The sequence below is a fragment of the Alkalispirochaeta americana genome, assembly GCF_900156105.1.
GTDB classification, from domain to species: domain Bacteria; phylum Spirochaetota; class Spirochaetia; order DSM-27196; family Alkalispirochaetaceae; genus Alkalispirochaeta; species Alkalispirochaeta americana.
The window spans coordinates 125,155-138,061 of sequence record NZ_FTMS01000006.1 but is presented as its reverse complement, the minus strand read 5'-3'; the positions used below and the strand labels follow the sequence as shown (position 1 = coordinate 138,061).

The window sequence follows — 12,907 nt, the reverse complement described above, 5'->3', positions numbered from 1 at the left end:
GGGTGCACCTTACACGAAAGCTGGCAGCCTGTCGCCCTCTTTGAGCCTGTTTCGGCAAAAAAAGCTAAAAACCTCTGGTTTGATGTTTTTTGCCGGCGCCGACAGGAGCCTGCCACGAGTCTGCGGTGGGCAGGAGCTCCCCCCGAAGAGGGTGCGAGCTCCCCGGACTGGCGTGATTCGTGAAACCCGTGGTATCGTGTACGTTCTCACTCACACCAGGGGCTACACCAACAGGAGGTACGATGGAACAAACGCTGGATGACATTACCCGAATCGTGCTGGAGGCAAAAGAGCGTGCCTACCGGGAGACAAATAACGAACCTGAACCGAACATGACCTCCTCAGTGGATTGGCCCATCAATTGCACCGTCGGGCCGGGCCTGGAGGGTGCGATCGCCTGCGAGACCCAGATTGGATACGTCAACGGTGCCAAAGGGTGGCTCATCTACCGGGGCTACGATATTTTTGATCTCTGCGCGCACTCTTCTTTCGAGGAAACCTCCTTTCTGCTCCTCCACGGGAAGCTTCCCACGGCAACGGAGCTGGAGACGTTCTCAAAAACCCTGCGGCGTCGCATGTTCATCCCCAAAACCCAGCGTCTGCTCCTGAGCTTTCCTGTGGAAAGCATGAATCCCATGGCTGCCCTGCGTCTGGGCACCAACCTGATGCGGCAAAAACAGACCTACCAGGATCACCTTCCGGGAACTCCTGCAGAGGCCCCCCTGCACAGTGACGACGACTCCATTGCCATGGAAACAGTCCCCGAGGGGAAGAAAAACCCGGTTTTCCAGTTTCTGACGCGGTTTTTCCGTCCCGTTCCCACGGTGGAGCCCACCGACCTGGTCAGCTCCGACGAAACCGAAAGCTGTTATAACCTCATTGCCGGTGTAGCCAGCGTGGCTGCCGCGATCGGCCGGGTCCGGGAGGGGCGGATACCCCTGGAACCCTTGCCCGACTTGAGCTTCGCCGGGAACTACCTCTATATGCTCACCGGGCGCCGTCCCACGCCCCTGGAAGAGCGGATCATGGATATCTGCCTGATCCTCCACGCCGACCACGGCATGAACGCCAGTACCTTCGCCTCCATGGTGGTGGCCTCCACCCTCTCGGATATTTATCTGGCCATCGGGGCGGGAATCTCTGCTCTCAGCGGGCCGCTCCACGGCGGCGCCAACGTGGAAGTGGTGAATATGCTGGAGCGCATCGGCAAGCCCTCGTCGGTAAAAAAATGGTACCGCACGGCGGTGGAACAGAAACGGAAAGTCATGGGTTTTGGTCACCGGGTCTACAAAGCCTACGATCCCCGGGCTCGCATTCTGGGGCCTTTGGCGGGCATGCTGGCCACGGAGAACCCCGAGCTCAAGACGATGTACCAGACCGCCCTTGCCCTGGAGCAGGAAGTGATCTCCCACCTGGGTGCCAGCAAGAAGGTTTTTCCCAACGTGGATTTCTTTTCGGGAATCGTCTATCGCAGCATGGGCATCCCCTCGGACCTGTACACCACCATCTTTGCGGTTTCCCGCGTCTCCGGGTGGTGTGCCCGGGTGATGGAGTACATCGAAAACAACCGGATCTTCCGGCCCCGGGCACTCTACACAGGCCGATTCGACGAGAAATACACTCCTCTTCAGGACCGCTCCTGAGCTTCGGGGCGGCTCCCGAGACAGACGACAGACGCCGGCGGGCAGTATCCTAGGATGTTGCCGGCCACCCCACCAAAAGGGTGGCGTAGTTCCTCTCGGCCACCGTCTGCAGCCAGCGGGGCGCTGCGGGGGCCGCAAGAATCGTCTCAAGATTTTTTCGGGCGCCTTCGGTGTTCTTCAGTTGCATCTGAAGCGCCGAGAGCGCATGAAGAGACAACACATCCTCGGGAGTTGCCTCCAGGGCTTCCTCCAGCAGAAACTGGGCGTCCTCAAGATCACCCCGGTAAATTCTGGTCATGGCAAGATTTCGAAGAATGGAGCCCCTGCCGGCCCGCGCTTCGTCAGAGGATAGTCTTCCCGGATCCGGCCCCTGCCGGGTGAGAGGCTTCTGATCCCGGGCGATTTCCTGAAGTGCCCGCAGAAACCACTCCTCGGCGGCATCGAGATCACGTCGGCGGAGGTAGGCGCATCCCAGGGCCTCGGGCACCTCATAGGAAGAGCTCCCCAGGGCCCAGGCTGTTGTGAGGGCTCCAATAGCCTCCTTCTGATGGCCTGTTTCGGTATAACAGATTCCCAGGTAACACCAGGCATCGGCGCGCTTCGGTTCGTCCAGAACAACTCGGGAGAGTTCCGCAAGGGCCTGCGAAAAAGCTCCTCGAGCGACAAGCTTCTGAAAATAAGCTGTGGGAAGTATTTGATCCATTGACATCCTCCTTAGAGAGGGCGAAAATAATTAGCTGAACCTAACTTAATCTCTCCCCGGGAATTAATCAAGGGGAATAGTCAGGAACTGGAGGGACCAGGCGGGGAGAGAAAGAACGATTGGTTCTTATTAAGAATTATTCTTAATAAGACTGGCCGTACTGAGAAAAACCTGTTATATTAGGGAGAGAATATGACCCGGTTCGAACATGAAAGGAGCACAGACACATGATGGCACAGACACAGTTTGATAAAGCAACCACCGAGGCAGTAGGACGGAAATTGAGCACCCTCCTGGCAGATCTGCACATTTACTACGGACACCTCCACGCATTGCACTGGAACATTGAGGGACCGCAGTTCTTCACCGTTCACAAGGAACTGCAGAGCATGTACGAGGGTGTGGCCGAGTTCATTGATGACACGGCAGAGCGCATTCTCATGTTGGGAAACCGCCCCGCCACAACGCTCAAGGAGTATCTTGAGACCACCTCCATGGAGGAACTGCCCAGCCGCAAGTACACCGCCGAAGAGACCGCCCAGGTTGTGCTCAAGGATCTGGCTCATTTCATCGGCCAGGTGCGGGGTCTGATCGAGACCGCCGGTGAGCATAACGACGAGGTGACAGCTGATTTTGGAGTAGGAATGCTCCAGGAGTTCGAGAAGCAGAACTGGTTCTGGAGCGCCTTCTCCAACTAACAGGAGGCTTTCCTGCCAGGTGGCCCTCCAGTGGGATGGGGGGCCATCGTGCTATCCGGCACGATCGGTCGTGCACAGGAATCGGCTTGCTCGGGAAACCCGGAAGATGCTTCGGCTTTTTCCGGATTCTCTGGATGCGGTTCCTTTTCATCTGATATACTCCCTCCCTATGCGATTCGCGATACACCTTCTCGTTGTGTTTGCCCTCTTTTTTGTTTTTGGTTGCGCTACGCCTCCCGAAGTTGAACCTCCGGTTCCCGAGGTTCCCGAGATCTCCGATGATCCGGACGAACCGGATGCTCCGGTGGATCCCGTGGAGGAGGCCTACGAGGCGGTAAGCCTGGCTGTTATGCTTGGAAAGCCCCAGGAGGCGATCGAGGCCTTCGAGGCTGCCCAGCTGGCAGATCCGGGAGCTCCGGAAACGCAGGTGCTCCTGGCTCACCTCTATCTTGCGGCAGGAGATCTTGCTGGTGCCGAGACTCTCCTGCAGGAGGTTCTCGAAGCCAACCCCAAGGATGGCGATGCCCTCTTTTCCCTGGCCCTGATAGCGGGAGCCCGTGGGGAGAGCCGGCAGGAGCAACGCCTGCTGGAAGAGCTCCTGGAGATTGATCCAAAGCGTCCCGAGGCTCTTGCCGCGCTGGGGGAGGTCCAGCTTCGCTCCCGCCGTTTCGATCCTGCGGAACGTTCCTTTCTGGCGGCGCTGGATCATGATCCCCGCAACTCCACGGCTCTGCTGGGAATGGGGAACCTGGCGTTGCGCCGGAGCAACCCCTCCCGGGCCGAGCAATACCTGGATCGGGCGATAGAGGCGGCCCCGGACATACCCCGGGGGCACGCCGACAGAAGCCGCGCCCGGGCGATCCAGGGCAAGTTTGCCGCTGCCGAGGCGGATTTAAACCGGGCTGTTGAACTTGAACCGGATTTCCTGTGGCACTACTACGACCGGGGCGTGGTCAGGATGGAGCGGAACAATTTCGCCGGGGCTCTGGATGATTTCAATCGGGTAATAGACAGGGACCCGTCTCTTTTCATGGCCTTTGTCTACCGGGCCCGGGCCTACGATCAAAAAGGCGAGGGAGACCTTGCCATGGCAGATTACAAGACTGCCCTGGAGTTGCGCCCCGATTATCAGCCAGCGCTTGCTCCCCTGGGAGTCCTGAAATTTGAGGCTCAACAGTTCTCAGAGGCTGCAGAACGTTTTCAGGCCGCTCTGGAGAAGGGCAACCCCAATGATCCCACCGATTATGGTCTGCTTCTCCTGACAAGTCTGAGTCTCAAAATGGCGGGTGAGGAAGCCCGGGCACGGCGTTATCTGGAAGAACGGGGACGCGATTTTGCCGGATCCGGCCTCTATGCTGACATGGCCCGCTACTACGCGAACCCGGGGTCCGATGCCTTTATCTATCGGCAGGTGACGCGTGAGGAGGATCGGTTCACGCGATTGAGGGCCAGTTTCTACCTGGCCGGCCAGTACGAGGTGCTTGGACGCCTTGACAGTGCCCGAGCGTTGTATTTGGATATCATTGATGCAGATATACGCGGTCTCATGGAAACTCGTCTGGCCCGCAGGCGGTATGAGCAGCTTCGTGGGGATTCCTGATATGAAGGGTCCTCCAGGAAGCGCAAAGCGGGGCGTGGTGTCATGGAGGATGTGAAGGCCGGGGGACTGAAGGCGCTTCTGCAGGTCCTGGACCGGGATCGCCCTGTGGTGGTCCAGGCCCATGATTTCCCCGATCATGACGCTGTTGCCACGGCCTTCGCCCTGGCCGAGCTTCTGGAGCGGCACCGCTTTACGGTGCGCCTCTGTTACGGGGGGACGCTTCAAAGCCAGTCCCTGCACGATGCGATCAGGGAGCTGGAGATATCCATCGTATCAATCGGCGAATCGGAGATTCCCGAGGATTCCCAGATCATTGTGGTGGACGGTTTCGCGGGAAACTCCAATATGGCGGGAGTTCCCGGCACACTCACGGCGGTGATAGATCACCATCCGCCACCCTGGCCTCCTGAAGTGCTCCACGCCGATATCCGAAGCGGTTATGGGGCCTGTTCCACCATCCTCTTTGAGTATTACCGTGATGTCGCGGTACCCATGAGCAACAGGGTGGCCACGGCGCTGCTTCTGGGGATCATGATGGATACAGCCTTCATGACCCGGGGCGTTTCCGAGATGGACCTGGACGCTTTTAATGTACTTTTTCGTCAGGGTGACTGGCGGCTGGCGGCGAGACTCCTGAAGAACTCCCTCTCCCTGAGCGATCTCGCGGCGTTCCGGCAGGCCATAGACGGGTGCATTGTGGCCCGGGATTTTGCGTTCATTGCGTTGCCTGGTAATTATTCTCCCGAGGTGATGGCCCTGGTGGCCGATTTTTTCCTGGGCCTTCGGGAAATTCATTTTGTGGTTGTGGTAAGCGGTGATCGCGATGTTCACCGCCTCTCGGTGCGGAGCGAGAACCATCAACTCCCCTGCGATGTGGTGATTCACCTGGCCCTTGATGGGATCGGCTCCGGTGGTGGTCATATGCATATGGGCGGCGGGGCGATCCCCCTGGATCTCTACCCTGGCGATGAGGGGCTGCGGAAGCGCTTCATTGCGGCAATCGAGGGGGATTCCGCTGAAGAAGAGAGCCCCTCCGGGGACGATTCTCCCTCGAAAGAGGCCTCCCCCGAGGATATCTCCCGGAAAGAGACGTCCCGGAAAAAAACTCCATGAAAACAGATCCGATGCAAAAAAAGGAACCTATCCACGTGAACGATTCTGCCAACGGTGCAACCGAGATACCCTCCAGTGAGATATCCTCCAGCGAGGTGCCTGCTTCAACTCCTGCTTTCGACCCCTCCCGCTACGGGATTGTTGTTCTTCGGGAGAGCGACCATGAGGATGCCCGGGAGTATTGGCTTCTGGGTACGGCTCATATCTCCCGGGACAGCGTGGTGGCCGTGGAAGAGACGATCCGCCAGGTCGGGATCGATCACGTGGTGGTGGAAATCGACCACCAGCGCTACCAGTCGGTCACACAAAAACGGGACTGGTCCCAGCTGGATATCTTCCAGATTCTTCGCACAGGCCAGGCTTTTCTGCTTTTGAGCAATCTGGTTCTTGCCTCCTTTCAGCGGCGCATGGGCGCCGGTACGGGGGTTACCCCCGGAGAGGAAATGATCGCCGCCGTGAAGGCTTCCTCGGCCGAAGGAATTGGCAGCACCTTCGGTGACCGCCCTGTCACGGCCACACTCCGCCGGGCCTGGGCAAAAACAGGGTTTTGGGGCAGAAACAAACTTCTGGCCAGCATGATCGCCGCTGCCTTTTCCCGGGAAAAGGTAAGCGAGGAGGACCTGGCCAAGCTGCGGGAGCAAAACGAGCTGGAAAGCATGCTCCAGGAGCTTTCCGATTACCTGCCCCAGGTAAAGGAAGTCCTGATCGATGAGCGGGACCGCTATCTGGCCCGGAGCATCTATGATGCGCCGGGGCGTCGCGTTCTTGCCGTGGTGGGGGCCGGTCATGTTCCGGGAATTGCCCGGACTCTGGAGCAACTTCGGGCCGGAACAGTTCAGGTGAACAAGGCCGAGCTTGAGGAGATCCCCCCGCCGGGGGCCTTCCGCCGGGCACTTCCCTACGCGGTGCCCGCCGTGGTGGGGTCGCTGATCCTGTGGGGTTTTTTTCGGGGCGGTCTTGAGGGGGGGCTGCAATCCCTGGGCCGCTGGATTCTGGTAAACGGCACCCTCTCTGCCGTGGGCGCGGCGGCAGCCCTGGCGCATCCGCTGACAATTCTTCTGGCCTTCGCGGCAGCACCGATCACCTCCATGAATCCCACCGTGGGGGTGGGCCTTGTCACGGGGCTGGTGGAGGCCTTCCTTCGGAAACCCCGGGTAGCCGATTTTGAGCGTCTCAACGACGATATCGTCTCTGTACGGGGCTTCTACCGGAACAGGCTCACCCGCATTCTTCTGGTCTTCCTGCTCTCCAGCGTGGGAAGCTCCATTGGGACCTTTATCGCCCTTCCCCTGCTTTTTGGTTGATTTTCAGCTGCTTTTCGGGTCAGGTGGTTTCCGGGTCGGGTGCTTTTGCGCTGGCCCGGTGAACCGTCAGGGGTTCGCCGTAAAGGCCTGGCGGATTGCCTGGGCGATCCGGGGTGCCTCCATCCAGTGGATCTGGCTTGTCGTCGATCCCGCTGCGCCAGGTGGTCCGATAAGACGCGAAAAGCCCATCTCCTCGGCCGCTTTGATGCGTTGAGCCCGGTGTGAAACGGGCCGCACCTCTCCTGCCAGCGAGAGTTCTCCCGTGGCCAGGACTCCCGAGGGGAGTTCCTTGCCCTGGCGGGCCGAGAAGAGTGCCACAGCCAGTGGCAGATCGATCGCTACATCCTGAATCCTGATCCCTCCAGCCACGTTAATGTAGATATCCTGATCCGAGAAGGTTACCCCCAGATGTTTCTCCAGCACTGCCGCGACCCGGGATACCCGACGGTTATCGATCCGGTCCGAAAAGGTGCGGGATACCGCTCCCTTGGCGGGGACGGTGAGGGCCTGGATTTCTACCACCAGAACGCGGGATCCCTCGTAGCAGGGGGCAGCTACAACCCCTGGGGGCGGGCTGGTACGGTCTGTGCCCAGGAAAATCCGGCCGGGATCTGTCAGCTCTACCAGCCCCGTTTGCTCCATGGTAAAGATTCCTACTTCCTCGATTGCACCGAAACGGTTTTTGGTGGCCCGGAGAAAGCGCAGGTCGCTGCCGGACTGTTCAAAGAGGAGAACGGCATCTACCAGATGTTCAACTACCTTGGGTCCGGCAATTTGCCCCTCCTTGGTTACGTGGGCAACAAGGATCACCTGGGCACCCCGAAGGCGGCTCCACTCGGCAAGCTCATGAGTTACGGTTTTTATCTGGTTGATCGTTCCGGGAACGGCCCCCGCCTCGGGGACGATCATGGTCTGGACGCTGTCAACGATAACCAGCCTGGGGTCGAGCCGTTTCAGCTCCTCCTGGATTGTTCCCATATGGGCGCTGCAAAGCAGATGAAGTGGGGCCTGGGAGATTCCCAGGCGGTCTGCCCGCTGGCGAATCTGGGCAGGACTCTCCTCGCCGCTCACGTAAAGGACAGGTCCTGCCTGGACCGATGCTGCCGCCTGGAGAAGGAGCGTGGACTTTCCGATCCCCGGCTCGCCCCCGATCAGAACCGTGGACCCCTCCATGAGGCCGCCTCCCAGGGCCCGATCAAGCTCCCCGATCCCCGTGGAGAGGCGGGCGCTGGCAGGGGCCGCCACCTGGGAAAGGAGCGCACTTTGCTGGGGCGTGGCGAGGTCCTGCAGGAAGTGTCCCGGCCGTTCCGGCTCGGGGAGGCGTTCCTCCAGGGTGTTCCACTCGCCGCAGGCGGGGCATTGGCCCAGCCACTTCGATTCCTGATGGCCGCAGGAACTGCAGACCTGGAGGGACTTTCGTTTTGCCACGGAAGTTCCGGCTCAGGAGCCGCCGGCCCGGCGCAGGGCCTGGTCGAAGATCTCCTGGGTTACCTGAAACGCCTCGGCCGCAGCTCCCCGGCGCAGAATCTCTACGCGCTGAATCCGGTCTCCCTGGCGGATGGAATCAACCACGGCCTGGCCCCGAAGAACCCGTCCGAAGACGCTGTGGCGGTTGTCCAGCCAGGGGGTTGCCACATGGGTAATAAAGAACTGACTGCCGTTTGTTCCCGGTCCGGCGTTGGCCATGGAGAGAACCCCCGGGCCGTCGTGACGCAGTTCCCGGTGGAACTCGTCGGGAAAGCGGTAGCCCGGACCTCCCCGGCCCGTGCCGGTGGGGTCTCCCCCCTGGATCATGAAATCCTGGATCACCCGGTGAAAGGTGAGGCCGTCGAAAAAACGCCCCCCTCCATCCCGGGAGTGGGAGATGGTTCCCTCGGCAAGGCCCACAAAGTTCATTACCGTCAGGGGGGTGCGATCCTGTTCCAGCTCGAGGAGGATCTCTCCCCGGGTGGTCTCCATTCGGGCGTAGAGGCCCGGCGGAAGGGGCTCTTCCGCCGAAACCTCGTGCACTCCCGGCCAGATCGGCCAGATCAGAAGGAGCGTTCCCGCCAGGAGCCACGCCGGGACAGTGATGCGTGGCCTCACCCGGCTCCTCCCGGTACCACCCGTGCCATGACAACGCCATCGATGGCCTGAAGTTTTTCCACTGTGGCCGCCGAGATCGTCTGGTCCACGTCGATGATGTTGTAGGCCAGATCATCGCGGTGACGGTTGAGCATGTCCGAGATGTTCAGCTCTGCTTCGGCCAGGATAGTGGTGATGCGGCTTACCATGTTGGGAACGTTTTTGTTGGCCAGGATAATCCGGTCTCCGCCGTTGCCGTCCATTATGCATTCGGGGAAGTTTACGGAGTGCTTGATGTTTCCCTGTTCCAGGAAATCAGCCAGTTGCTGGGCCGCCATGATGGCGGAGTTGGTCTCGGCCTCGGGTGTAGATGCTCCCAGATGAGGGATGGCGATTACGCCGGGGTTCCCCAGGAGCGCGGCCGTGGGAAAGTCAGTCACGTAGGTTGATATTGTGCCGTCCTTCAAGGCCTTCACCATGGCCTGGTCGTCCACCAGGGCATCGCGGGAGAAGTTCAAAAACCGGGCGCCCTTTTTTGTTTTGTTCAGACGGTCGGCGTTGATGACTCCCCGGGTTTCGTCGTTCAGGGGAACGTGGATGGAGATATAGTCGCAGTCGGCCAGAAGAGCCTCCAGACTGGTAGCACGCAGAACCGAACGGGAGAGTCCCCAGGCCGAGTTCACCGAAAGGTAGGGATCGTATCCTGCCACCTCCATGCCCAGGGAGATTCCTGCGTTGGCTACCATAACACCGATCGCTCCCAGGCCGATCACACCGAGTCGTTTTCCTGCGATCTCGGGGCCTCCGAAGGCGCTCTTTCCCGCCTCGACCTCTTTGCCCACGTCCACTTTGGCCGGGTCCAGGGTTTGCACCCACTGGCACCCTTCAATAATCTTGCGCGACGAGAGCATGAGCCCCGCTACCACCAGCTCTTTCACACTGTTAGCGTTGGATCCGGGGGTGTTAAAGACCACCACACCCTCTTCGGTACAGCGGGATACTGGAACGTTGTTGACACCTGCACCGGCGCGGGCGATACCGCGCAGGGAAGGCCCGAAGGTGATGTCCTGGAGCTTGGCGCTCCGCACCAGAATACCATCGGGATCGTGTACATCGGGACCAACCTGGTGACCCCGAGCTTCCAGAAGGGCGATGCCCTCGGCGGCGATTTTGTTGAAGGTTTGAATACGTGCCATAATGCACGAATGCTACACGGTGTGGGCACCCTGTTTCAACGGTCTTGATGAATCTATATAATCCCGGCCATGCGTTTTTCTGATTTTGGCGCGATCTTTGGCGGCCCCACGGGAATTATGGACCTTATGGATGATATGGGGAAAGCCCTCGCCGGGGGTGTTCCCATGCTCATGCTGGGCGGAGGAAACCCCGCTCATATCTCCCCTGTGAACGATCTTTGGAGGCGTCAGCTAACGGAGATCCTGGCCGAAGAGGGAAAGATGGAGCGTATGCTGGCCAATTACGATACGCCCCAGGGACAACCCTCGTTTATCCGCGCCCTCACGGAGCTTCTGAACCGGGAGTTCGGGTGGTCCCTTGGTCCCGAGAACGTGGCCATCACCAACGGGAGTCAGACCGCCTTCTATCTTCTCTTCAATATGCTCACCGGGGCCTATGGCAGGAGCGATGATTCCCGGCCGGGGCGGATACTCTTCCCCCTGATGCCCGAATATATTGGCTACGCCGATCAGACCATGAGCCCCGATAACTTTATTGCCTGCCGCCCGCTGATTGAACGGCTGGGAGATCACCTCCACAAGTACCACGTGGATTTCACGGCCCTTGAGGAACGTCTTGCCGCATCGGCCTCCGGGGGGGAGCGAATCTGCGCCATCTGTGTTTCCCGGCCCACGAATCCTTCGGGAAACGTCCTGACCGATCAGGAGATGACCACTCTTGACGAGCTGGCCCGACGCTACCAGGTGCCCCTGATTGTGGATAACGCCTACGGTATTCCTTTCCCGCACATTATTTTTGACGATGTGATCGATGGTTCCGCCCAACCCCTGTGGAACGAAAATATCGTTCTGGGAATGAGCCTCTCCAAGATCGGGCTTCCGGGCACACGGACGGGTATTATGGTGGCCCGTCCCGAGATCGTCTCGGCCCTGAGCAGGGCCAACGCGGTCTTGAGCCTTGCCAACACAACGGTGGGACAGTATCTGGTGGAGCCGCTTCTCCGGGATGGAAGCCTCCTGGAGGTGGCCCGGAAGACAATCATGCCCTTTTACCGGGAGCGGGCCGAGCATGCTCACCGGGTTTTTGCCCAGGTCTTTCCCGATAATCTTCCCTGGTCGGTACATCGTACCGAAGGATCGCTCTTTGTCTGGCTCTGGATGGAGGGGCTTCCCATTTCATCGCGGGAGCTCTACGAAAGACTCAAGAAACGGGGTGTTCTGGTGGTTCCGGGAGAATACTTCTTTTTTGGAGACCCTGACCTGGCCGAGTGGCCCCACTCCCGAGAGTGTCTCCGGATCAATTACGGCCAGGATCCGGCCGTGGTGGAAGAGGGGCTCAAGATTATCGCCGACGAGGTCCTTCGCGCATACGGGTGACCTCCGGACGAAGACCGTCCCGGCGAGGAATGCCCTGCCGGGAGAGGTCGCTTTGTTGTTCGGCCGATCAGGTGCCCGATGTATCAGTTCCCGGCAGTGCTCACGGCTTCGCGGAACTGCTCCACTTCCCAGGTGCGAATGAACTCCACCTGATCGTCGGGCATCGCCTGGACACCGCCGAAGTTTTCGGCAAGACGAGTCACCTTCAGGGCGTCCAGGAAGAGTTCCATGGCAAGGCGGGCCTTTTTCTCGGTGTCCCCCAGGGCGACTGCTCCCAGATCACCCGCAACGACGATCCTGGGGGTGGCGTCCTGGGCATAGCAAAACTCCAGAATTTCGCTGTGAACCTCCGCCCGCAGGGCCTCCCGGGAGACGGGGGAGATGTAGCAGGGCCGGTGGCCGCTGTAGACGATGTGATCCGGGGTGAGGGCCCCCGTCAGTGGGGCAAAGGTCTCGGGGCTGGTTGCCCGGGAGATCAGCTCCGGTGAAGTGAAGGTTATGGTCTCAGGCGGATTCAGCGAATCTCCGTGGGCGGCCCGATACTCTGCTACTGCATGGGCGGCGTAGTCTCGAAGGTCTTCCAGAAAGAAAGGGTCCGTTTCACCCTCCCTGGTATCGGGGCGAATCGTGATCGCCCTCTCCAGGGCCTCTGTTACCTCCCGGTGCGCGTTCCTGATATCATCTGCCGTATCCCCTGTTACCACCAGGCCATGATTCTGCATGATCAGCAGGGAAGGGTACGCTCCGTCATGATCGGCACGCCACTGCTCAACCAGGTCGTAGATTGTGCGGGCCAGAATGTATCCCGGGTTTACCGTGGGTATCCACAGCGCCCGATCCCCGAAGAGTTCCCGGGCTGCTGCGGCCCCCTCTCTGGAGCAGGTGAGGCCGTTCAGTTCCGTGGGGTGGGTATGAAAAACGATTCGCCGGGGAAACAGCGCGTGCATCAGAGTTTCCGTTTCTGCTATGAGGTCTTCGAGTATGGGGGGATTCCGGGGAGGTGCAATCGAATCAAGGTGGGCGCGATCAAGTCGGCGAAAGTGCTCCGGACCAAGATCAGTCAGAACGTGACCCGGTTCGCTCAGAGCCAGTGTTTTTTCGTCTTTGATTGAGACAATTCCTCGTGTGCTGCCTGCTCCACGGGGGCTCTGTCCGATTTCCCGCGAAAGCTGTACAATCTCCTCAATGTCATGGTTATTCATAGGCAAG

General features: G+C 59.7%; 11 protein-coding genes. 6 read left to right on the top strand and 5 right to left on the bottom strand.

Translation table 11 applies throughout. The features are described from left to right. Nucleotides 1-242: 242 nt before the first annotated feature. A complete protein-coding gene (locus BW950_RS06130; RefSeq protein WP_076488403.1) occupies nucleotides 243-1,643 on the top strand; it encodes a citrate/2-methylcitrate synthase in 1,401 nt (466 codons plus the stop codon). 49 nt (nucleotides 1,644-1,692) lie between these two features. Here the strand turns inward: BW950_RS06130 and BW950_RS06125 are convergent, their stop codons facing one another. Continuing rightward, a complete protein-coding gene (locus BW950_RS06125; RefSeq protein WP_076488402.1) occupies nucleotides 1,693-2,346 on the bottom strand; it encodes a tetratricopeptide repeat protein in 654 nt (217 codons plus the stop codon). 227 nt (nucleotides 2,347-2,573) lie between these two features. On the opposite strand from BW950_RS06125, the gene BW950_RS06120 reads away from it, so the two are divergent. The 4 genes from BW950_RS06120 to BW950_RS06105 all read left to right on the top strand — a co-directional run bounded on the left by BW950_RS06120 (nucleotide 2,574) and on the right by BW950_RS06105 (nucleotide 7,061). Beyond that, complete coding sequence (locus tag BW950_RS06120; protein WP_083943784.1) at nucleotides 2,574-3,044, top strand: Dps family protein; 471 nt, start codon at nucleotides 2,574-2,576, stop codon at nucleotides 3,042-3,044. Between the two features lie 169 nt (nucleotides 3,045-3,213). Further along, nucleotides 3,214-4,644: a tetratricopeptide repeat protein gene (locus BW950_RS06115; protein ID WP_143559144.1), complete on the top strand. Its 1,431-nt coding sequence runs from the start codon at nucleotides 3,214-3,216 to the stop codon at nucleotides 4,642-4,644. A 42-nt stretch (nucleotides 4,645-4,686) separates the two neighbouring features. Then, complete coding sequence (locus BW950_RS06110) at nucleotides 4,687-5,757, top strand: DHH family phosphoesterase (RefSeq protein ID WP_083943783.1); 1,071 nt, start codon at nucleotides 4,687-4,689, stop codon at nucleotides 5,755-5,757. Next, nucleotides 5,754-7,061, top strand: a complete 1,308-nt coding sequence (locus BW950_RS06105; protein ID WP_083943782.1) for a TraB/GumN family protein — start codon at nucleotides 5,754-5,756, stop codon at nucleotides 7,059-7,061. The genes BW950_RS06110 and BW950_RS06105 overlap by 4 nt, the downstream gene beginning before the upstream one ends. Before the next feature lie 66 nt (nucleotides 7,062-7,127). Here BW950_RS06105 and radA read toward each other — a convergent pair whose 3' ends face one another. The 3 genes from radA to BW950_RS06090 are packed head-to-tail and all read right to left on the bottom strand — an operon-like array spanning nucleotide 7,128 to nucleotide 10,321. Continuing rightward, nucleotides 7,128-8,489, bottom strand: coding sequence for a DNA repair protein RadA (gene radA, locus BW950_RS06100; protein WP_076488400.1), 1,362 nt, complete (start codon nucleotides 8,487-8,489; stop codon nucleotides 7,128-7,130). Between the two features lie 12 nt (nucleotides 8,490-8,501). Beyond that, nucleotides 8,502-9,146, bottom strand: coding sequence for a peptidylprolyl isomerase (locus tag BW950_RS06095; RefSeq protein WP_076488399.1), 645 nt, complete (start codon nucleotides 9,144-9,146; stop codon nucleotides 8,502-8,504). Then, nucleotides 9,143-10,321 (bottom strand): phosphoglycerate dehydrogenase, encoded by a 1,179-nt coding sequence (locus tag BW950_RS06090; RefSeq protein ID WP_076488398.1) that lies wholly within the window; start codon nucleotides 10,319-10,321, stop codon nucleotides 9,143-9,145. The genes BW950_RS06095 and BW950_RS06090 overlap by 4 nt, the downstream gene beginning before the upstream one ends. A gap of 69 nt (nucleotides 10,322-10,390) precedes the next feature. On the opposite strand from BW950_RS06090, the gene BW950_RS06085 reads away from it, so the two are divergent. Next, nucleotides 10,391-11,698 (top strand): valine--pyruvate transaminase, encoded by a 1,308-nt coding sequence (locus BW950_RS06085; protein ID WP_076488397.1) that lies wholly within the window; start codon nucleotides 10,391-10,393, stop codon nucleotides 11,696-11,698. Nucleotides 11,699-11,781: 83 nt separating this feature from the next. On the opposite strand, the gene BW950_RS06080 is transcribed toward BW950_RS06085, so the two are convergent. Further along, nucleotides 11,782-12,900 carry a class II aldolase/adducin family protein gene (locus BW950_RS06080; protein WP_143559143.1) on the bottom strand — a complete coding sequence of 373 codons (1,119 nt, stop codon included), beginning with the start codon at nucleotides 12,898-12,900 and terminating at the stop codon, nucleotides 11,782-11,784. Between the last annotated feature and the right edge of the window lie 7 nt (nucleotides 12,901-12,907).

Coding starts and splice junctions, on each gene's coding strand:
- BW950_RS06130 (WP_076488403.1), top strand. CDS start 243: ATGGAACAAACGCTGGATGACATTACCCGAATCGTGCTGGAGGCAAAA.
- BW950_RS06125 (WP_076488402.1), bottom strand. CDS start 2,346: ATGGATCAAATACTTCCCACAGCTTATTTTCAGAAGCTTGTCGCTCGA.
- BW950_RS06120 (WP_083943784.1), top strand. CDS start 2,574: ATGATGGCACAGACACAGTTTGATAAAGCAACCACCGAGGCAGTAGGA.
- BW950_RS06115 (WP_143559144.1), top strand. CDS start 3,214: ATGCGATTCGCGATACACCTTCTCGTTGTGTTTGCCCTCTTTTTTGTT.
- BW950_RS06110 (WP_083943783.1), top strand. CDS start 4,687: ATGGAGGATGTGAAGGCCGGGGGACTGAAGGCGCTTCTGCAGGTCCTG.
- BW950_RS06105 (WP_083943782.1), top strand. CDS start 5,754: ATGAAAACAGATCCGATGCAAAAAAAGGAACCTATCCACGTGAACGAT.
- BW950_RS06090 (WP_076488398.1), bottom strand. CDS start 10,321: ATGGCACGTATTCAAACCTTCAACAAAATCGCCGCCGAGGGCATCGCC.
- BW950_RS06085 (WP_076488397.1), top strand. CDS start 10,391: ATGCGTTTTTCTGATTTTGGCGCGATCTTTGGCGGCCCCACGGGAATT.
- BW950_RS06080 (WP_143559143.1), bottom strand. CDS start 12,900: ATGAATAACCATGACATTGAGGAGATTGTACAGCTTTCGCGGGAAATC.